This is a genomic window from Shewanella submarina (genome assembly GCF_042646185.1).
GTDB lineage: Bacteria > Pseudomonadota > Gammaproteobacteria > Enterobacterales > Shewanellaceae > Shewanella > Shewanella corallii.
Genome location: NZ_JBHRTD010000007.1, coordinates 60,654 through 80,067, shown reverse-complemented (window position 1 = coordinate 80,067; position 19,414 = coordinate 60,654). Strand labels below are relative to the sequence as shown.

Below are 19,414 nucleotides of genomic sequence, written 5' to 3'. Positions count from 1 at the left end.
TAACATGTAAGGCGTTTTGGGGCGTTGGCTAATTTTCACCAATTATGGTAACTTTTCGCGCCTGAATCCGCCCGGCTTTGAGCCGCTGAAAAGCGCACTCAAACGGCAATTCTGTCCTGCGTCAACATCATTACATCAGGCAACGACCCTATGACCCAAACACAGGAACAAGCCAAAGCTGTCCGACTGGATAAATGGCTATGGGCTGCCCGCTTTTATAAGACCCGTGCCATCGCTAAAGAGATGATCAACGGTGGTAAGGTACATTACAACGGCCAGCGCCCCAAATCCAGCAAGAATGCCGAAGTTGGAGCCCTGATCAGATTACGCCAGGGATATGACGAAAAAGAGGTCGTAATCAAGCAGCTAAGCGACCAACGCCGAGGCGCAAAAGACGCCCAGCTTCTCTACGAAGAGACGGCGGAAAGTGTAAGTAAACGTGAACAGAATGCAGAAGCCCGACGCCTGAATATTCTTCACAATCCGGCCCCTGAACATAAGCCGGATAAGAAGCAGCGAAGGGCCATACAACGCTTTAAAGATATCTAACGATGAGATCAACCATGAGCCAAGACAAACTGTATCGTTACCTGTTCGAGAACGCCGATGTGCGTGGTGAACTGGTTCAACTGGAAGAGAGCTTCCAAAGCATAGTGGGCACCCACGACTACCCACAGGTGATCAAGCACCTGCTGGGCGAACTGCTGGCCGCAACTTCACTGCTGACTGCAACACTTAAGTTCAACGGTGATATCGGCATTCAGCTGCAGGGCAATGGTCCTGTATCTCTGGCGGTTATCAATGGTAACGATGAACAACAGATGCGCGGTGTTGCCCGTTACGAAGGTGAACTGGCTGACGACGCCACCCTGGCCGATCTGTTTGGCAAAGGTTATATGGTGATCACCCTGACTCCTGACGAAGGTGAACGCTATCAGGGTGTGGTTGCCCTGGATAAGCCAACCCTGGCCGAATGTCTGGAAGAGTACTTCGCTCAATCTGAGCAGCTGCCGACCCGTATCTGGCTGTTTACCAGCGAGCACAAAGCGGCCGGTATGCTGCTGCAGGTGTTGCCAAGCCAGAGTGGTGATAATGAAGAGTATGAGCACCTGACTCAGCTGACAGCCACCATCAAGGCCGAAGAGCTGCTGGAGCTGGATGCAGAAGAAGTGCTGCACCGCCTGTATCACCAGGAAGAGGTTCGCCTGTTTGATCCTCAGCCAGTAAGCTTCAAGTGCACCTGCTCACGTGAGCGCAGTGCCGCTGCGATTCGTACCGTAGATAAAGCTGAAATCGACTCGATTCTGGCTGAAACCGGTAAGATCGAAATGGGTTGTGAGTACTGCAACAGCAACTATGTTTTCGATGCCATAGATGTAGAAGGCATCTTTGCCAATCAGAGTGCACCAAACACTCAACAGTAAGCCCTATTGCTTACTTATATAAGACAATGCCCCATCCCGCGTGATGGGGTGTTTTTTTATATGATTATCGCCACTGCACCATCATTTACTGCCCAAGCCAGTGTTTCCGACACTGTTATCACAACAAAAACCCGTCAATCCCGCACTCACTCTTGCCTTCAAGGTTCATTGGTCATACCAAAAAAGAGCAAAATTCATCCAGATTTTCCATTACAAAACCCGCACCCTTAAGTTACAATTTCGCTACAGAGGCCACCTAACACCCGAATTGATCACAAGCAAGCGGCACAGACCGTAAATCACGGGTAAAGATAAGAACAATTTGGCATCTGCGGCAGTCGGTTTAGAACCGATTGGCCAACACCCGACAGACCCTACAAGATAATGGAGACTCCACTTATGGCGGACGGAGCCAACCGCGTTCATAAGAACCTCACCACGGCAGCACTGATTGAGCTGGCGATTGCCCGGGGCGAAGGGCAACTGACAGCAAACGGTGCCCTGGTGGCGAAGACCGGCGAGCGTACCGGTCGTTCCCCCAACGACAGATTCATTGTAAAAGATGCTGATTCCGCAGCCGATATCGACTGGGGCAGCGTCAACAAACCCTTCGAGCAGGACAAATTCAGCGCCCTGTGGAGCCGGGTCAGCGAGTATCTCAGCAGTAAAGAGGTATTTGTTTCTGAACTGGAGGTGGGTGCTGATCCTGAGCACTATCTGCCGGTTGAAGTCACTACTGAATATGCCTGGCATCAGGTATTTGCCCGCAACCTGTTTATTGAGCCAAAACAGTACAATGTTGCCGGTAAAGCCCACTGGCAGATTATGAATGCCCCGGGTTTTGAGTGTGTCCCTGAACGTGACGGCACCAACTCAGATGCCACAGTTATCATCAACTTTGCTGAGCGCAAGGTACTGCTTGCCGGTCTTAAGTATGCCGGTGAGATGAAGAAGTCCATGTTCTCGGTGCAAAACTTCCTGCTGCCAGCCAAAGGCGTACTGCCAATGCACTGCTCCGCCAATGTGGGCGAGCAGGGCGACACCACTCTGTTCTTTGGTCTGTCTGGCACAGGTAAAACCACGCTGTCTGCTGATCCCAAGCGCTTCCTGATCGGTGATGACGAGCATGGCTGGGCACCGGGCGGCGTGTTCAACATTGAGGGTGGTTGCTACGCCAAGTGTATCGACCTGAGCCAGAAAAATGAGCCAGTGATCTGGGATGCCATACGTTTCGGTACCGTACTGGAAAATGTCGTTATGGATGAGCAACGTGTCCCTGACTACACCAACTCCAGCCTGACCGAAAACACCCGCGCCGCTTATCCGCTGGAGCACATTGGCCGCCGTGTTGAGATCAACCGTGGTGCAGAGCCTAATGCTGTGGTGTTCCTGACCTGTGATGTGTCAGGTGTACTGCCACCAGTATCCCGCCTGTCCAAAGAGCAAGCCGCTTATCACTTCCTGTCTGGCTACACAGCCAAAGTAGGTTCAACTGAAATGGGCAGCACCTCCGCCATTCAGTCTACCTTCTCCACCTGTTTCGGTGCTCCTTTCTTCCCGCGCCCGGCAGGGGTGTACGCTGAACTGCTGATGCAGCGCATCGAATCCTTCGGCAGCCAGGTGTATCTGGTAAACACAGGATGGACAGGTGGTCCTTACGGTGTGGGCAAGCGCTTTGACATCCCGGTTACCCGCGCCATTGTTGATGCCATTGTGTCTGGTGAACTGGCAGATGTTGAAACCGAACACCTGGATGCATTGAACCTGGATGTACCTGTTGCAGTTCCTGGCGTAGACAGCCAGTTGCTCAACCCGGTAAATACCTGGGAAGACAAAGCTGCTTACGCTGAATACGCTGCCAAGCTGGCCAAAGCCTTCAACGAGAACTTTGCCAAGTATCAGGTGCCGGACTCCATTCGCAAGGCAGGTCCAAAGGGTTAACCAGGACGACAACTTGCTTGTATATACAAGCTCTGTTGTCCGATAAAAAGGCGGCTCCTTAAGGGGCCGTTTTTTATTGTCCGTATCCCCCGCCAATTCACCCATGCATAAATAAAGAGTGCTCCCGAGAACAATGAGTTAGCTGTAGCACGCTTGACAAGCCAGTCCGTGTTGAGCAGTTTATGTGCACTGAATATAAAGCGAGCGGTGTCCCCGCGGACAAAACCGCCTCCGGAGATCCCATGCCCAGCCTTCTGTTTCCCAGCTCTTTCAACCAAAGAACCTTCACCCGATCATTGCTCGGACTGTCATTGCTTGGACTGACCCAGATAAGCTTTGCCGAGCAGCAAGCTGTCCCGCAAATCGCCGCTGACTATGTGAATGACGGAATATTGCCTCCCATTATCCAGTGGCATGGTGCCAGTGAAGCCCTGATGAAGAGCGCAGACCATCCCTGGGTGACTGAATTTGAGCTGAGTGGTGGCAAGGTCAGCCCGGATTATGAAGCCACTATGGCCTGGCTGAATAAGCTGGTTGAACACTCTCCCATGCTGAATAAGGTCAGTTTGGGCACCAGCCCTCAGGGAAGAGAGATCTGGATGGTTATCGCCACCAAAGAGGGGGTTGCAACGCCCATTGAGCTGAAGCAGCACAGAAAGCCCACTGTCCTTATTCAGGCCGGTATTCACTCCGGCGAAATCGATGGTAAAGACGCAGGAATGATGCTGCTGCGGGATATGGTGACTGGTGACAAAGGGACGCTGCTGGAACATGCCAATCTGCTGTTTGTCCCCATTTTCAGTGTCGATGGCCACGAACGCCAGAGCGACACCAACAGGGTAAATCAACGTGGCCCTGTAGATATGGGCTGGCGCACCACATCGACCAACCTCAATTTGAATCGTGACTATGCCAAGGCTGATACCCCAGAGATGCAGCATATGCTGCGGGCCATCAATATCTGGCAACCTGATCTCTATATCGACGTACATGTCACCGATGGAATCGACTATCAGTACGATGTGACCTATGGCTATAACGTCAAACAGGGGCTTAGCCCTGCCAGCTTTGACTGGCTGGAGAAGCGTTGGCGTCCGGCTGTGGACCAGGCCCTGACCCAGGCAGGCCATGTTCCTGGCTCACTGGTGTTTGCCCTGGATAAAACCGATATCAGTAAAGGCATGAGCTACTGGAATCCCTCCCCCCGATTTTCCAATGGCTATGGCGATGCCAGACACCTGCCCACAGTGCTGATTGAAAACCACAGTCTCAAGCCCTATAAACAGAGGGTATTGGGCACCTATGTGATGATGGAACAAACCCTGAAAACCTTAGCTGACGAAACTGTCAGCCTCAGAGCCGCAATACATAAGGACAAATACGCCTATCCAGACAGGGTGACACTGGCATGGGAAAGCGAAACCCAAGCCTTCACCTGGGACTTTAAAGGCATAGATTATCGTCTGGAGACCAGTCCCATCAGTGGCGCAGAGGTGGTTCGCTGGACCGGCAAACCCAGACTCTATGAAGCCCTGCCATTGGAAGGCAAAACCAAGCCTGCCATCAGCGTCAGCCGACCGGCCGCTTACTATATCCCGGCTCAATGGCAGGAGGTGATCGACAGATTGGAGATTCATGGTATCCGCATGACCCGACTGGAAACACCAACACAAGTGCGCGCCGAACAGTATCAACTGACCAATCCTGAGTTTGATGACAAGGACTATGAAGGCAGGCAAAGAGTAAAGACTGATATCAGCAAGCAGTTTGTCACTGAAACACTGCCAGCAGGTACAGTGAAAATTGATACCAAACAACCTCTGGGAGATCTGGCCATTTTGTTGCTGGAGCCTCAGTCGCCGGACTCCCTGCTGCAATGGGGCCTGTTCAACCCCATTTTTACCCGTACCGAATATATTGAAGATTACGCGGTAGAACCCATGGCAGCCCAGATGCTGGCCAATGATGCCGGGTTGAAGGCTGAGTTTGAAGCCAAACTGGAGCAGGACGAAGCCTTTAAGGCAGACCCCAAAGCCAGACTGCGCTGGTTCTACGAGCGCAGCCCCTACTTCGACAGTGAGTATCAGGTTTACCCTGTGCTGAGAGCCCTGTAATCAGAGCCCGACTGAGGGGAAAACCTCAGCACCTGTTCTGCCACCCGCCGCCCGAGATACCGGGCGGTTTTTCTGTCTTCCAGATGCAGCTCTCCTTCGGGAGCATGAGCCGAGGCCCCCTGTTGGCACCCCAGGCGATTAACACCTTTATCCCTGTAGCCAGCTGCAGCATCCAATCCCAGCCACAACATGCCATGCTGGCTGGCCAGAGTCGCCATATAGTGCAGGCTTGAGCTTTGATCGCCGTTGGGGGAACCGCCACAGGTAAAACCGGCGGCCAGTTTGTCCGTCCAGAGCTGGTCACACCAAAGATCTGAGCTGGCGTCGGCGAACGCCTTAAACTGAGCAGCCACTGAGCCCATATAGGTGGGTGAGCCGAAAATAATGGCGTCACATCCGGCCAGCGCTTCGAACAGAGCAGGATTTGCAAACCGCCCTTCCACTATCTCCTTTCCCTGGATTTGATGGCTGATAACGTCAACCTGGGGGAAGGTTTCAATCCCCTGTTCTATCGCTTCAGCCATCTGCGCCGTCACCCCGGTTCGGCTGAAATAGACTATGGCTATTCGTAATGCTGCTTTGCTCTCCCTTGCCTCAGTCATAGTTGTTTCTTTCCTCAGGGTTATCACTCAGGTAGCTGACAAACTCCACTTCAAAACCCGCCGGGTCGATATAGTAAACATTGTCCCTGAATTCGGTCGGTTGTCCCTCTTTGGCGATACTGTATCCGGCGTCCTGCATCCGTTTTCTCAGGGCGTTAAGGTCGCTGGTAACAAAGGCAAAGTGCGCCAGTCCCTGTTGATGACCTTCCAGGTTACGGTTATCTCCTTCGCCATTATCACTAAGTGCGATATAGCTGAACTCATCGCCAAAGTGCAACCAGCGTCTGGGCTTACCGTACCAGGTGCCATCGCCACCACCTCGCACATGCCAGTGAGGCATAGCTGCGCCATAAAAGCTGATCATGGCGTCGATATCGGCCACCACTAAATTGATATGTTCGAGTCTGATCATCCTGTCCTCCTACTTGTTTTCCATTACCTGATTAAAAAGTTGCTGTAACAAAGCTAAGAATCGATCCCAGGGTTGAGTGTTCATTTGCGCACTCCCATTTGTTAACTTGGTTACAAGCCTAAAACCTCAAGTTAACTTGAGGTAAAGTACTTTTTTGGATTTTTTTTCATCAGGAGGCAGAAATGGAGTTTTCAGTAGGAGATGTAGCCCGTCGCTGCGGGGTAAAAGTGTCAGCCCTGCACTTCTATGAAGAGAAGGGATTGATCAAAAGCTGGCGCAATGCCGGTAATCAACGCAGATATCAAAAAGATGTGTTCCGCCGGGTCTCAGTCATTAAAGCGGCACAGAAGGTTGGCGTTAGTCTGACGCAGATAAAGCAGGCCTTTGCCAGCCTGCCGGACAATCGAACCCCAACCTCTGATGACTGGGATAAATTGGCAGCCAGTTGGCAGCAGGAGTTGGATAAGCGTATTCGATATCTGCAGCGGCTACGGGATTCCCTGGGTGGATGTATCGGCTGCGGTTGCCTGTCGATGAAGAACTGCCCCATCTACAACCAGGATGACAAACTGGCAGAACAGGGACCCGGTCCCGTGCTGCTGGACAGAGACAAGGAATAACCATTAATTTTGTAAGTGATTGATAAGGGTCTGCAAAAACCATCTTCAAAGGTCAACAGACCCTATAAAAGTGACATAGATCACCTCCTACCACATCTGCAGACTATTTTTATTGATCTATATTAAATGCAGCTATAGATTTACCTCAAAACATGCAAATTAAATACTTATTTAAATTTAGAGGTCGCTAAATATGTTGGATCAAAAAACAATTTCAGTTGTGAAAAGCACCATCCCTCTGCTGGAGTCTGCCGGCCCGGAGCTGACCAAGCACTTTTACCAGCGCATGTTCAGCCACCATCCTGAGCTGAAAGATATCTTTAACCTGGCCCACCAGCGTAAAGGCGATCAACCTGTTGCCCTGTTCAACGCTGTGGCTGCCTACGCCAAAAATATCGACAACCTGGCGGCACTGGGCCCGGCGGTAGAGAAGATAGCCCAAAAGCACACAGGTTTTTTGATCACAGCTGAGCAGTACAATATTGTCGGCCATCACCTGCTGGAAACCCTGAAAGAGCTGGGCGGTGAAGCGGTTACTGATGAGGTCATAGATGCATGGGGTAAGGCCTATGGCTTGCTGGCCGATATCTTTATCCAGCGCGAATCTCAAATTTATGATGATGCCGCAGCTCATGACGGTGGCTGGCGCGGAACCCGTAATTTCCGGATCACAGCCAAAAAGCAGGAGTCGTCAGTGATCACCTCTTTCGAACTGACTCCAGTGGATGGCGGCCCGGTCATGGGATTTGAACCTGGTCAGTACCTGAGCCTTAAGGTGGTACATCCGGACCTGGAAAATATCGAAATTCGTCAGTATTCACTGTCTGATGCCCCCAACGGCAAAAGCTACCGCATCAGTGTGAAGCGCGACCCTGAGGGCGTGGTATCCCAGTTACTACACGACAAATTTGCTGTAGGTGACCAGCTGGCTGTTATCCCTCCCGCCGGTGACTTCTTCCTGAAAACCTCAGCAGAAAAGCCACTGACCCTGATATCAGGTGGCGTTGGTCTGACACCTGTTATGAGCATGCTTAATCAACGTCTGAATGGTGAAACCGCTGAGACTCTGTGGCTGCACGCCAGTGAAGATGGCGCTGCCCACGCCTTCGGTGAAGAGATTAACCATAAGCTGGCGCAGCATAACAAACTGGCCGCCTACACCTGGTACAGAGTACCTGGCGCGACGGATATTCAGGGCAGCCATTATGACTTTGCCGGTACCATGGATCTGAACGCTATCAATGGCACTCTGCCGACCAATGGTGACTTCTACATCTGTGGTCCAGTAGGCTTTATGGCTCATGTTAAGGCTCAGCTGACCACCATGGGCGTAGCCGATGCCCAGATACACTATGAAGTGTTTGGTCCTCATAAAGGTCTCTGATTTTCAATGGCAGACTGCGGCATCAAGAAACAGATCCACTATGAATTGATTTTTTCAGTCCGCATAAAGGCCTCTGATTTCCAATGACTGCATACGGCATCGGGAAACTGATCCACTACGAATCAAATTATTGCAGTCCCCATAAAGGCCTGTAACTCTGAATAGCAAAAGGGCTGCACCCAGTGCAGCCCTTTTCAATATACCTGTCGCAACCTTTAATCAGCTTTTAAGTGAGCGCAATGTGGTTAATCACGTTTTGGCCTTCCCCTGCGAGCCAATCAAGCCTGCGGTATTGTTTTCACTCAGGGTTTTACCGCCCTGATGCGATAAACCAGAGGCACGCTCTGCTCGCCATGCTGCAACATATATCGGCCATCACCGGCATCAACCAGGCCTTCAAAACAGTTGTAGGGGCTAAAGTCATACTCTTTAAACTCCACCAGCTGCAATCCCGCTTTTAACAGCGCATTGATCACTTCCGACACACTGTGGGACCAGGTCGCGAACAGTTCACTGTCAGCACCGGCATTCTCGGTATAGGTTCCTTCCTGCTCCATATCCGGCTCAGGCTGATTAAAGTAGCTGTAGCCTTCCAGCAGAGCCTGCACGGGATGGAACTCAGCCAGTAAAAATGTGCCACCCGACTTTAGACTGGCCGCTATGGTTTTTGCCCATTTATCCAGATCCGGCAGCCAGCACAGTACGCCATAGGAGCTGAATACAAAATCGAACTCCTGCTGCAGCTCCTGTCTTGCACTGTATACGTCGGCACAGACAAACTCAGCCACCAATCCGGCCTTGCTCGCCAGCTCTCTGGCCTGATTAACTGCTTCGGTGGAGAGATCCAGCCCAGTAACCTCGGCTCCCAGTCTGGCCCAGGACAGGGTATCCAAACCAAAATGGCACTGCAGGTGCAGCAGGCTTTTGCCCTTTACCTCGTCCCCCAGTGCATCCAGCTCAATCTCGTTCAGTGAAGATTTACCGGCCAGAAAACCGGGCACATCGTAAAAACAGGAGTCCAGATGGATGCGGGTTCTGGCATCCCACCCTTTACGATTAATCTCCAGATACTCTTCCATGGTACTTACTCCATTACTGACTCTGACAATCGAGCCAGAGCGAAAATCAAGGTGGTGAATTTACTCACTCGATGTTGGCTATCCTGCTGGAAATTAGTGACAAATACCAACTCACGTCGACGCCAAACACCACCAGCGAAAATATAACAAATAAAATCAAACAGTTATAACTTTGGCACGTTAGCTGCTATTTGCTGTAACCAAAACAGCAACAGACAAAACAGCTCTTGTGGGCGCGCTACCCACAGATTGGTTCAGGGAGATATCGAATCAGTCGGCTGTATAACAGAAGGATTATCACTATGTTTCGCCAAGCTCTTATCGCCTCTGCTATCGCTATTGGACTCAGCGGCTGTGTTATCAATGTCAACGCCGGCAGTCACAACGCCGAATTTCTGGAAAGCCGTAACCTTAACCTGAGTGCATCCGGTATTACTGCTCTGGATGCAGAAACAGGTGCAGGTCATCTGGTCATCAAAGGTGTAGAAGGCCTGGATAGCATCCGGGTTAAAGCCGACATCTATGGTGATGCGGACATGAAATATGAGCTGATACTGGAGCGCCGTGGCGATACCGCCCGACTGATTGCCAAAATTGACGACCAGATCCAGATTAACTGGGGCGACAGCCCTTCTATTGATGTCACAGTCGAAATGCCAAAGTCTCTGAATCTGGAGGTGGAGGATGGCTCAGGTGATATCAAAATCCAGGGTGGTAATAACGTCGAGATTGATGATGGCAGCGGCAGTATCAACCTGTCAGGCGCCACAGGTAATGTCGAAATCGAAGACGGCTCAGGTGATATCCGGGTGTTAGGCGGCAAGGCGGTCAAAATAGGTGATGGCAGCGGCAGCATCTCACTGCAGGAAACCGCGGGCCCCATGAATATCAAAGATGGCAGTGGTGATATCAGTATCAGCAATGCCAGTGGTGAGCTGCAACTGGATGATAACTCCGGCAGCATCAGTATCCGTAATCACAATGGCAGCATGGATATCGAAGACGGCTCAGGTGATATCGCCATTACCCAGGTTCAGGGCAGTGTCACTATAGATGACGGCTCTGGCAGCATGCGTATCAAAGATGTCACCGGCATGGTGACCATAGACGATGGCTCAGGGGATATCACTGTGCGCAATACAGGTGGCCTGAACATTATCGATGAGGGCTCAGGAAGCCTGAGTGTCGACGGTGTCGAAGGCAAGGTGACCTTGAAGTAATACTGAACAGTTCCCGACGTGGTTCCGGCAGTTTGTTGTCGCCGGAGTCCACCCTAATACCGCTGCTTACCACTCCCTGGACAGTAGCGCTTTCTCAGTCGCCAATCAGTGCCAATTTCTGATTGCGACTGAGTTTTTTTACTGCAATCTCCCGCCTGAGGGCATCACCTTTATCCCCCACCAGCTCACGATACACCAGAGTCAAAGGCCCTTTACCCCGTAAGAAACGAGCGGTCTTCTTACCATTGGCACAATGCTCGGCAAAGCGTCTGTCCACATCTATGGTGACCCCGGTATACAACTGGCCTCCAGCGCATCGCACCATGTACAAATACCAGTTTTTTTCGCCTTTCTCCGGCTTGCCTTGTTGCTCAGAAACTCGCACTATGTACCCGCTGATCGGGTATCGGAACCCGGTTGGTTTGTTCTCAGGGCGGGGTGAAACTCCCCACCGGCGGTAATTTTCATTGCTTATTCTATGGGATTAAGTGTTTGAAATCAGCCCGCGAGCGCCTGTCAGCCGAGCGGTATGACAGGGACAAGCAGATCCGGTGAAACTCCGGAGCCGACGGTAATGAGCGCCGAGCAATCGACGCACTGAGTCCGGATGGAAGAGAATGTCAGTAAAGACGCGCCGTAACCGCGGGTATACCCTGTGGTTATCTGTCGTGCGTCTGTCTGTACCTGTGGCCAGCGTTTCAGGCCGCAGCTTTCCTGTGCCCTGATCCTAACTTCCAATTATTGAGGAAACTTATTATGGATCAGTCCTTACTAAATCAATTTGGCGATGCCAATCAAAGAGTCGAACATGCACTCGATGCCCTTAAACAAGGCAAGGGCGTGTTATTGGTCGACGATGAAAACCGGGAAAACGAAGGTGATCTCATCTTCAGTGCAGAGCTGTTAACCGTGCCGCAAATGGCGCAGTTGATCCGCGAATGCAGTGGCATAGTCTGTCTGTGCATGACAGATGGCAGGTTAAAACAGCTGGATCTGCCACCCATGGTTAACAGCAACACCAGTCAGTATGGCACCGCCTTTACCGTGACCATTGAGGCCAGCCATGGCGTCACCACAGGAGTGAGTGCGGCCGACAGGGTCACCACTATTCGGGCTGCTATCGCAGATGATGCCAAACCTGCTGATCTGGCTCGACCCGGTCATGTGTTCCCGCTGCGGGCAGATCCACGAGGTGTGCTGGGACGTCGCGGTCATACCGAAGGCACAGTTGATCTGATGCGCCTGGCGGGACTAAAGCCAGCCGGCGTGCTGTGCGAGCTGACCAATGAGGATGGCACCATGGCCAGGCTGGCAGAAATTATTCAGTTTGGTCAGACACATGGTTACCCGGTACTGTCCATTGAAGATCTGACGGCCTATCGGCTTGAACGTGAAATGGCAACCGCCAGTTGAGCTTGAGCAAGTAACAAAAAAGCAGCCAGTGGGCTGCTTTTTTAGTGACTGAATACAGACTATCAGGCAGAAGCACCCGGGTCATGCATAATGCTGGCACTCTCTTTAGAGGCCATCACTTCCAGATCTTTATCAATAAAGAACAGAGCTTTACCGTCTTCCCCCACCAGGCGAATCTTGTCGACGATAGACTTGAACAGCTTCTCTTCTTCGTGCTGCTCAGCCACATACCACTGCAGGAAGTTAAAGGTGGAGTAATCCTGGGAGGTAAAGGCAGTGTGAGCCAGCTGATTGATTGCAGCAGTGATCATCTGCTCATGCTCAAGGGTGTGTTCAAACAGCGCCAACAGTGACGGGAACTCAGCCTGTGGCGCTTCAATAGCACCCAGTAGTGGCATACCGCCAGTCTCGCTCACATAGGTGAACAGGCGATGCATATGCTCCATCTCTTCGGCTGCGTGGGCACGCATAAACTTGGCAGCCCCTTCAAATCCTTTGTCTTCGCACCAGGCACTCATCTGCAGATACAGGTTGGAGGAGAAGAACTCCATATTGATCTGTTCATTCAGCTTTTCGATCATCGCCGCGGCCAGCATATCTGTCCCTCTTGTAAACATATTCAAAATACAACCTCCACATTGTCGGGAAGGGCCTGATTAAAAGCAATGAATTAAATCATAAATTACCCTCAAATGTGCACTTGAATCACTTGCTTGTGTTACATTTGCTAACCATAAGTTACACACGGAATTGTGAACGGCCGATAGGATTATCTGGCTCGGAAGGCGACAAGGACGCACAGCAATGAACCTTACCCAAACCAGTACCCGAAATCCGGCTGCCACTCTGGTTGCCCTGTTGTTGATCCTGATCTTCGGTGCCCTGGCCATTGCCAAACTTCCCATCCAGTTGCTACCCGATATCAGCCAACCGCAAATTTCCGTCTTCAACAACTGGCGCAGTGCAGCGCCTCAGGAGATGGAATCCAATATTATCGAGCCTCAGGAAAACGTGCTGCGTCAGGTCCCCGGCGTGGTAGAGATGAACGCCAACATTGGCCAGGGGTTCGGCTCCATTACCCTCACCTTTGAAGTGGGCAGCGATATGCAGGCGGCGATGATCAATGTCATCAACGCCCTCAATCAAACCCCACCCCGTCCACTGGATGCAGGCGAGCCCTTCATCAACGTTGGTGGCGGCAACGGCGGTACCCCCAACCTGGCCTCACTGCTGATTTATACCCTGCCGGACAACCCGGAAACCGATGTCGCCCGCTATCAAAAGCTGTTTGATGATTTGGTGGAGCCGAGACTGAGACAAATTACCGGTGTCGGTGCTGTACAGATGCAAAGCCGACGCCCCAAAGAACTGCATATTGAGTTTGACCCTTACCGGGCCGCCGCACTGGGTATCACACTCGACCAGCTGCGCAGCACTATCTCACGGGCTGCGGATATTTCCGGCGGTACCGCCAAGGTGGGCAGGCGCGAATACACAGTGCGTTTTGTGGGTAAATACACCCCGGAAAATCTGGGCAGCCTGATCGTCACTTACAACGATGGCCGCCCCGTCTATCTGAATGAACTGGCGGATGTCACCGTCACCACCTCAGAGCAAAGGGGTTTTACCAAGCGTAACGGTTACCCGGCTTACTACATCACTGTGGAAGGGACCTTCGATGCCAATACGGTCGCCGTACTGGATGATGTAAACCTGGCTATTGCAGAACTGAATGAGCAGGTGCTGAATCCCAAAGGCCTGACCATGGAGCTCTCCTTCGACGCCTCCATCCATATCAAGCGGGCTATCCTGCTGGTTAAGGGGAATCTGGGTATAGGCGTGTTGTTGGCTATGCTGATCCTCTATGCCTTCCTGCGTAATGTGCAAGCCACCCTGATTATCGCTTCTACCATTCCCGTTGCCCTGCTGATCGCCTTTATGGTGCTGGATGCCATGGGCAGAACCCTGAATGTTATCTCGCTGGCGGGCCTGGCTTTTGCCGTCGGTCTGGTGCTGGATGCAGCCATCATAGTGCAGGAAAACATAGTGCGGCTGCGACAACAGGGAATGGCCGCCATGGACGCCATACTCCAGGGCACTGCGCAGGTAAAAGGTGCCCTGCTGGCATCCACAGCCACTACAGTCGCCATCTTCCTGCCAGTACTCTTTATGCCGGGCGTTGAAGGACAGCTGTTTTCAGACCTGGCGCTAACCCTGTCGGTGGCAGTGGTTTCCTCCTTCTTCAGCGCGATTACCATCATTCCTGTATTCAATCAGCTATGGCTCAAGCTGCCTCAGCACACAGAAGTTCACAGTCTGTGGAACAGACTCACAGCGCTGATCCGCTCTTTAACCAACAGCAGGGCCAAAGCATCAGCCTGGTGCGCCGCGTTGATTCTGGGGACCTCTGCCATTGCCATCCTCTTGATGCCCAGACCGGACTTTCTGCCCCAGGCCAGATCAGATGGTATCTTTACCTTCTTCTCGCTGCCCCCTGGCGCCAATATTGAAACCATGAACCGGGAGTTGGGTACCCTGATTGTCGACCGGCTCAAGCCTTACTATGACAAACAGCAACAACCCTATATCAAGGGCTATAACTTCTCTGTGTTCGGCGCCTTCAATGTGTTGTTTATCTATCCTGAAGACCCGGCCCGCATTGATGAGATGATTCAACACCTGAGGGAAAAGATTCTGGTGGATCTACCCGACACTCAAGCCTTCCCCAGCCGGGGTTCGCTGCTGCAATTTGGCTTTAATGGCGGCCGCTCCATCAATATCGATCTGCAGGGGCCGGATATGGAAGCCCTGATGCAGGTCGCCGCCACCAGCATGGGAATGATCAATGAAGCCTTGCCCGGTGCCACTGTGCGTCCGCTGCCGGGGTTGTCGCTGGCTCAGCCAGAGCTGCAACTGGTGCCGGATGAACGTCGTCTGGCCCAGGCCGGTGTCGACAGAACCCAGATAGCCAATGCGATTCGCGCCTATACCTCTGGTCTGTTTGTGGGGGAGTACTTCGACGGTAATGAACGTATGGACGTGCTGCTCAAGGGACCGGAATGGGATGTACCTGAGCAACTGGCTGCCACGCCGGTATTCACCCGTTCTGCCGGGATCCAGACTGTGGGCGAACTGGCGCAGATACGCAGAACCGTGGGACCAACCCAACTGCAGCGGGTGAATGGCAAGCGTGCGGTATCTCTGCTGGTGTTCCCACCTGAAGATATGTCCATGGACGAAGCCATGGAGGTCCTCCAGTCAGGTACTCTGGATGCCATTCGCGCCAGCCTGCCCGACGATGCCTCACTGGCATTCCGCGGCACGGCCGACAGACTGAATCAAACTATCACAGATATGGGCACCAACTTCCTGCTGGCGGTGATTATTCTGTTCCTGCTGATGGCAGCTTTGTTCAAGTCTCCCAAAGACAGTGTGCTGGTATTGCTGTCTATGCCCATGGCGGTATGTGGCGGGGTGATCAGCCTGCAGTTGCTCAATCTCATCAGTTTCCAGAGCCTGGATCTGCTGACCATGATTGGCTTTATCATCCTGATGGGATTGGTGGTTAATAACGCCATTTTGCTGGTTGACCAAACCCGTCAGGGCAGCCGCGATGGTTTGTCATTGGATGACGCCATTTATCAGGCTGTCGCCACCCGGGCACGTCCCGTCTACATGAGTACCCTGACCTCCATATTCGGCATGTTGCCGCTGGTACTGGTACCCGGTGTTGGCAGTGAAATCTACCGGGGGCTGGCCGCAGTGATTGTTGGCGGTATGACCTTCAGCGCCCTGTTTACCCTGATCCTGATGCCCAGCCTGCTGCAATTGGCCGGAGCGGCAAAGTCCCAACACTTATCCCATACTCAGCAGATGAACCCAGAGGTAAGTCAATGAACAGCAAACTCACTGCATCACTGCTGACCGCAGTTTTACTGATAAGCCCACTTCTCTCCGGCACTGTGATGGCGGCAGACGCACCTGCCCGGCTGGTAGCCGTAGCCGAAGTGGAAAATCGTCCCCTGTCTCCCAAGATTATGGTGATCGGGTCAGTGCACAGCCGCAACAGTGCCGAACTGACCGCTGGCGTAAGTGGCAAGCTGGAATGGGTGCAGGAAGCCGGCACCAGAGTGAATGCAGGAGATATTGTCGCCAGGCTCGAGCAAACCCGGCTTAAACTGCAACTGGCTGAACAGCAGGCGATGACCAAACGAGAGCAGATCACACTCAATAAATTAAAACGCAACTACAGCCGACTGCAGAGCCTGGAGAACAGTCACGGCGTCACCCAAACCGAGCTGGATGATGCCAAAGCCGAACTGGAACTGGCCCACAACAATCTGGAGCTGGCACAAATCAAAACTGACCTGATTGCCGACTCATTGGCCCGCACTGAGCTGAAGGCTCCCTTTGCCGGTATCGTGACTCAAAGATTGCACCAGGCCGGGGAAGATATAGGTCCCTCTGAGTCAGTTGTCGCCATCACAGATCCTGACAACCTGGAGATACGCCTGCACGCCCCGCTGAAACACAGCCGCAGAGTGAAGGCCAATGATGAGCTGAGGATCTACCACGCCGAGGGGGAATTTACCGCCCGTATCCGCAGTCTGATCCCGGTCTCGGATGTACGCTCCCAAACCTTTGAAGCCAGACTGGACCTGCCATTGGAGATGCAGGAGCTGTTCAGTGTCGGCGAACTTGTGTCTTTAGCCCTGCCGGTTGCCCCTGCGAGGCTTACCACCCTGGTACCCAGAGATGCCATAGTGCTGCGCTCAGCCGGTGCCAGTGTATTCCGTATCAATGCCGACAACACCGCCGAAAAAATTGATGTAGCCCTCGGAGATGGCGAAGGTAAATGGATTGCAGTGGAAGGCGGGCTGAAAGAGGGCGATAAAGTGGTGATCCGCGGCGCCGAAACCCTGCAGGATGGCCAGCAGGTGAAGCTGGATTCGGCACCAACCGGCGCAGTCTCATCGGCAAGCTCAGGAGCCAGTTAATCCATCCAGACTCCTTAATGGTTTTTGCCTCAGGGATCATATAGTCATCCTGCTTGGCCGTGGCATAATAGCGGCCACCAGCCTATCGCGAAACCTATGCAGGGAGTTCATATGCAAGCCAAGCAAGATCCATGTAGCCATCCGGGACTGATGCATCCGGATCAAGCCATTCCCAAACTGCTTGATCAGGTACAGCCAACCGCTGATACAGAAGTCGTCCAGCTCAATCAGGCTATGGGTCGTATTCTGGCTGAAGATCTGGCCTCTATGCTGGATCTGCCTCCTTTCGATAACTCCTCTATGGATGGTTATGCTTTCCGTTTGGCGGATCTGCAACAAAGCAGCACCCTGAAACTGGCGGGCTACTCCTTTGCCGGTCACCCCTATGAGGGCGAGTATCAGCCTGGCACTTGTATCCGCATTATGACAGGCGCGCCAGTACCAGCCTGTTATGACACAGTGCAAATGCAGGAAAAAACTCAGGCCGATGGCGAGCTGATCACCATTGAAGCGCCCGACGCCACAGGCACCAATGTGCGTGGCCGCGGTGAAGAGCTGAAAGCCGGTGACAAGGTCTTGGTTAAAGGGACCCGAATCGGTGCCGCCGAAATGGGCGTACTGGCAACCATAGGCCAGAGTCAGGTGCGGGTATACCGTCAGCTGACAGTCGCCTTCTTCTCTACCGGGGATGAACTGCGTCCAGTGGGCAGCGATCTGGCACCGGGTCAGATCTACGACTCCAACCGTTACTCGATTCTGGGCTTGCTGCAAAAAGCCGGTGTTAACTGGCTGGATCTGGGCGTGATTGCCGATGATCCGGAAGCGATTCGCGCCGCCTTTCTGGAAGCCTCCAGCAATGCCGATATGGTGCTGACCTCAGGCGGTGTGTCTGTGGGTGATGCCGACTACACCAAGCAGATTCTGGATGAAGAGGGCGAAATCACCTTCTGGAAGATGGCCATCAAGCCGGGCAAACCTTTTGCCTTCGGTAAGCTGGGGGATGCGGTATTCTGTGGCCTGCCGGGTAACCCTGTTTCCTCCATGGTGACCTTTTATAAAATCGTGATGCCATTGCTGCAAAAAATGCAGGGCCTGCCGCCTCAGCCCAGCCTGAGCGTGAAAGCTACCCTGACCAGCCCAATCCGCAAACATCCGGGTCGGGTTGAGTACCAGCGTGCCATCCTCAGCCGTAACGATCAGGGCGAGCTTGAAGTCTGTACCACAGGCTCCCAGGGGTCGGGCATGCTGACCTCCATGAGTCTGGCCAACAGCTTTATCGTGATGCCACAGATGCAGGGCGATACCCCGGCCGGTACTCAGGTTGATGTTGAGCCGTTCAACGAAATTCTCAGTTAATCATAAGCGAAAGGTGTCGACCCAGATCGGCGCCTTGCAGGAACTCCCAATGAGTGAGCACCCACAAGAGCTGTTGTCTGATGCCGAGATGCTCAGATACAGCCGACAAATCTCTATCCGCGCCATGGATATCGATGGCCAGGAAAAACTTAAACTGGCCAGGGTACTGATTATCGGTGCCGGTGGTCTGGGCTGTGCCGCCAGTCAGTATCTGGCTGTGGCCGGTATTGGCCAGATGACATTGGTGGATTTTGATACCGTGGAGATCTCCAATCTCCAGCGTCAGGTACTGCACCAGGATGCCAATGTAGGCCAGCCCAAGGTGGAGTCAGCCAGGCAAAGCCTGACCGCTCTCAATCCCCATATCCAGATTGATACCATCAATGCGGTGCTGGATGACCCTGAGATTGATGAGCTGGTCGGTAAGCACACTCTGGTACTGGACTGCACAGACAATGTGATGGTGCGCGAGCAGCTCAACAGCGCTTGCTTTAAGCACAAGGTACCTTTGGTCTCCGCCGCAGCCATCCGCATGGAAGGCACAGTCACTGTATTCGACTACAGCGAAGACGCACCTTGCTACCACTGCTTCAGCGCCCTGTTTGGCGAGCAGCAGCTATCCTGCGTGGAGTCGGGCATTCTGGCCCCAGTTGTAGGTATGATCGGCTGCCTGCAGGCCACAGAGGCCATTAAGGTACTGACGGGTATGGGACAAAGTCTGGCGGGCCGCATGTTGATGGTGGATGCCATGACCATGGAGTTCCGTGAGATGAAACTCCCCAAGCAGCCGGGCTGTAAAGTCTGCGGCTGAGTTTCACTGACTCATCCGGATAAATACAAGCAGTGGCTCGC

Annotated in this window: 16 protein-coding genes, 1 pseudogene and 1 riboswitch; of the genes and pseudogenes, 12 read left to right on the top strand and 5 right to left on the bottom strand. The window is 52.8% G+C overall.

From position 1 onward, the window contains the following. Nucleotides 1-150: 150 nt before the first annotated feature. The 4 genes from hslR (at nucleotide 151) to ACFOE0_RS07910 (ending at nucleotide 5,479) form a co-directional block, all read left to right on the top strand. Entirely contained in the window at nucleotides 151-549 is a 399-nt protein-coding gene (gene hslR, locus ACFOE0_RS07925; protein ID WP_248937540.1) for a ribosome-associated heat shock protein Hsp15, read from the top strand. A 14-nt stretch (nucleotides 550-563) separates the two neighbouring features. Continuing rightward, nucleotides 564-1,424: an Hsp33 family molecular chaperone HslO gene (gene hslO, locus ACFOE0_RS07920; RefSeq protein WP_248937539.1), complete on the top strand. Its 861-nt coding sequence runs from the start codon at nucleotides 564-566 to the stop codon at nucleotides 1,422-1,424. Between the two features lie 399 nt (nucleotides 1,425-1,823). Then, complete coding sequence (locus ACFOE0_RS07915) at nucleotides 1,824-3,365, top strand: phosphoenolpyruvate carboxykinase (protein WP_248937538.1); 1,542 nt, start codon at nucleotides 1,824-1,826, stop codon at nucleotides 3,363-3,365. 242 nt (nucleotides 3,366-3,607) lie between these two features. After that, entirely contained in the window at nucleotides 3,608-5,479 is a 1,872-nt protein-coding gene (locus ACFOE0_RS07910) for a M14 family metallopeptidase (protein WP_248937537.1), read from the top strand. Here the strand turns inward: ACFOE0_RS07910 and ACFOE0_RS07905 are convergent. After that, complete coding sequence (locus tag ACFOE0_RS07905) at nucleotides 5,455-6,081, bottom strand: flavodoxin family protein (RefSeq protein ID WP_248937536.1); 627 nt, start codon at nucleotides 6,079-6,081, stop codon at nucleotides 5,455-5,457. The two genes, ACFOE0_RS07910 and ACFOE0_RS07905, sit on opposite strands and share 25 nt — an antisense overlap. Continuing rightward, nucleotides 6,074-6,493, bottom strand: a complete 420-nt coding sequence (locus tag ACFOE0_RS07900; protein WP_115139067.1) for a VOC family protein — start codon at nucleotides 6,491-6,493, stop codon at nucleotides 6,074-6,076. Before ACFOE0_RS07900 ends, ACFOE0_RS07905 begins: the two co-directional genes overlap by 8 nt. A 182-nt stretch (nucleotides 6,494-6,675) precedes the next feature. On the opposite strand from ACFOE0_RS07900, the gene soxR reads away from it, so the two are divergent. After that, nucleotides 6,676-7,113 carry a redox-sensitive transcriptional activator SoxR gene (gene soxR, locus ACFOE0_RS07895; RefSeq protein WP_248937535.1) on the top strand — a complete coding sequence of 146 codons (438 nt, stop codon included), beginning with the start codon at nucleotides 6,676-6,678 and terminating at the stop codon, nucleotides 7,111-7,113. Nucleotides 7,114-7,306: 193 nt separating this feature from the next. After that, nucleotides 7,307-8,497 (top strand): NO-inducible flavohemoprotein, encoded by a 1,191-nt coding sequence (gene hmpA / locus ACFOE0_RS07890; RefSeq protein ID WP_248937534.1) that lies wholly within the window; start codon nucleotides 7,307-7,309, stop codon nucleotides 8,495-8,497. 302 nt (nucleotides 8,498-8,799) lie between these two features. Here hmpA and ACFOE0_RS07885 read toward each other — a convergent pair whose 3' ends face one another. Continuing rightward, nucleotides 8,800-9,576, bottom strand: coding sequence for a class I SAM-dependent methyltransferase (locus ACFOE0_RS07885; RefSeq protein ID WP_248937533.1), 777 nt, complete (start codon nucleotides 9,574-9,576; stop codon nucleotides 8,800-8,802). Between the two features lie 302 nt (nucleotides 9,577-9,878). Between ACFOE0_RS07885 and ACFOE0_RS07880 the strand changes: the two genes are divergently transcribed. Further along, entirely contained in the window at nucleotides 9,879-10,796 is a 918-nt protein-coding gene (locus tag ACFOE0_RS07880) for a DUF4097 domain-containing protein (protein ID WP_248937532.1), read from the top strand. Nucleotides 10,797-10,890: 94 nt separating this feature from the next. Here the strand turns inward: ACFOE0_RS07880 and ACFOE0_RS07875 are convergent. Continuing rightward, a pseudogene (locus tag ACFOE0_RS07875) lies at nucleotides 10,891-11,139 on the bottom strand (GIY-YIG nuclease family protein); the annotation flags it as partial. Between the two features lie 77 nt (nucleotides 11,140-11,216). Then, nucleotides 11,217-11,419: riboswitch (FMN riboswitch) on the top strand. A gap of 133 nt (nucleotides 11,420-11,552) precedes the next feature. On the opposite strand from ACFOE0_RS07875, the gene ribB reads away from it, so the two are divergent. Further along, the gene (gene ribB / locus ACFOE0_RS07870; protein ID WP_248937531.1) at nucleotides 11,553-12,209 is read left to right on the top strand and encodes a 3,4-dihydroxy-2-butanone-4-phosphate synthase; all 657 of its coding nucleotides are present in this window, start codon (nucleotides 11,553-11,555) and stop codon (nucleotides 12,207-12,209) included. A gap of 62 nt (nucleotides 12,210-12,271) precedes the next feature. Here ribB and ftnA read toward each other — a convergent pair whose 3' ends face one another. Then, nucleotides 12,272-12,805 carry a non-heme ferritin gene (ftnA, locus tag ACFOE0_RS07865; protein WP_115139133.1) on the bottom strand — a complete coding sequence of 178 codons (534 nt, stop codon included), beginning with the start codon at nucleotides 12,803-12,805 and terminating at the stop codon, nucleotides 12,272-12,274. Nucleotides 12,806-13,013: 208 nt separating this feature from the next. On the opposite strand from ftnA, the gene ACFOE0_RS07860 reads away from it, so the two are divergent. The 4 genes from ACFOE0_RS07860 to moeB all read left to right on the top strand — a co-directional run bounded on the left by ACFOE0_RS07860 (nucleotide 13,014) and on the right by moeB (nucleotide 19,373). Then, on the top strand, nucleotides 13,014-16,106 hold the full coding sequence (locus tag ACFOE0_RS07860; protein ID WP_248937530.1) for an efflux RND transporter permease subunit: 3,093 nt from the start codon (nucleotides 13,014-13,016) through the stop codon (nucleotides 16,104-16,106). Next, complete coding sequence (locus tag ACFOE0_RS07855; protein ID WP_248937529.1) at nucleotides 16,103-17,206, top strand: efflux RND transporter periplasmic adaptor subunit; 1,104 nt, start codon at nucleotides 16,103-16,105, stop codon at nucleotides 17,204-17,206. The genes ACFOE0_RS07860 and ACFOE0_RS07855 overlap by 4 nt, the downstream gene beginning before the upstream one ends. Nucleotides 17,207-17,317: 111 nt before the next feature. Next, nucleotides 17,318-18,562, top strand: a complete 1,245-nt coding sequence (moeA, locus tag ACFOE0_RS07850) for a molybdopterin molybdotransferase MoeA (protein WP_248937528.1) — start codon at nucleotides 17,318-17,320, stop codon at nucleotides 18,560-18,562. Nucleotides 18,563-18,611: 49 nt separating this feature from the next. Beyond that, complete coding sequence (gene moeB, locus ACFOE0_RS07845; protein ID WP_115139137.1) at nucleotides 18,612-19,373, top strand: molybdopterin-synthase adenylyltransferase MoeB; 762 nt, start codon at nucleotides 18,612-18,614, stop codon at nucleotides 19,371-19,373. Nucleotides 19,374-19,414 lie beyond the last annotated feature (41 nt).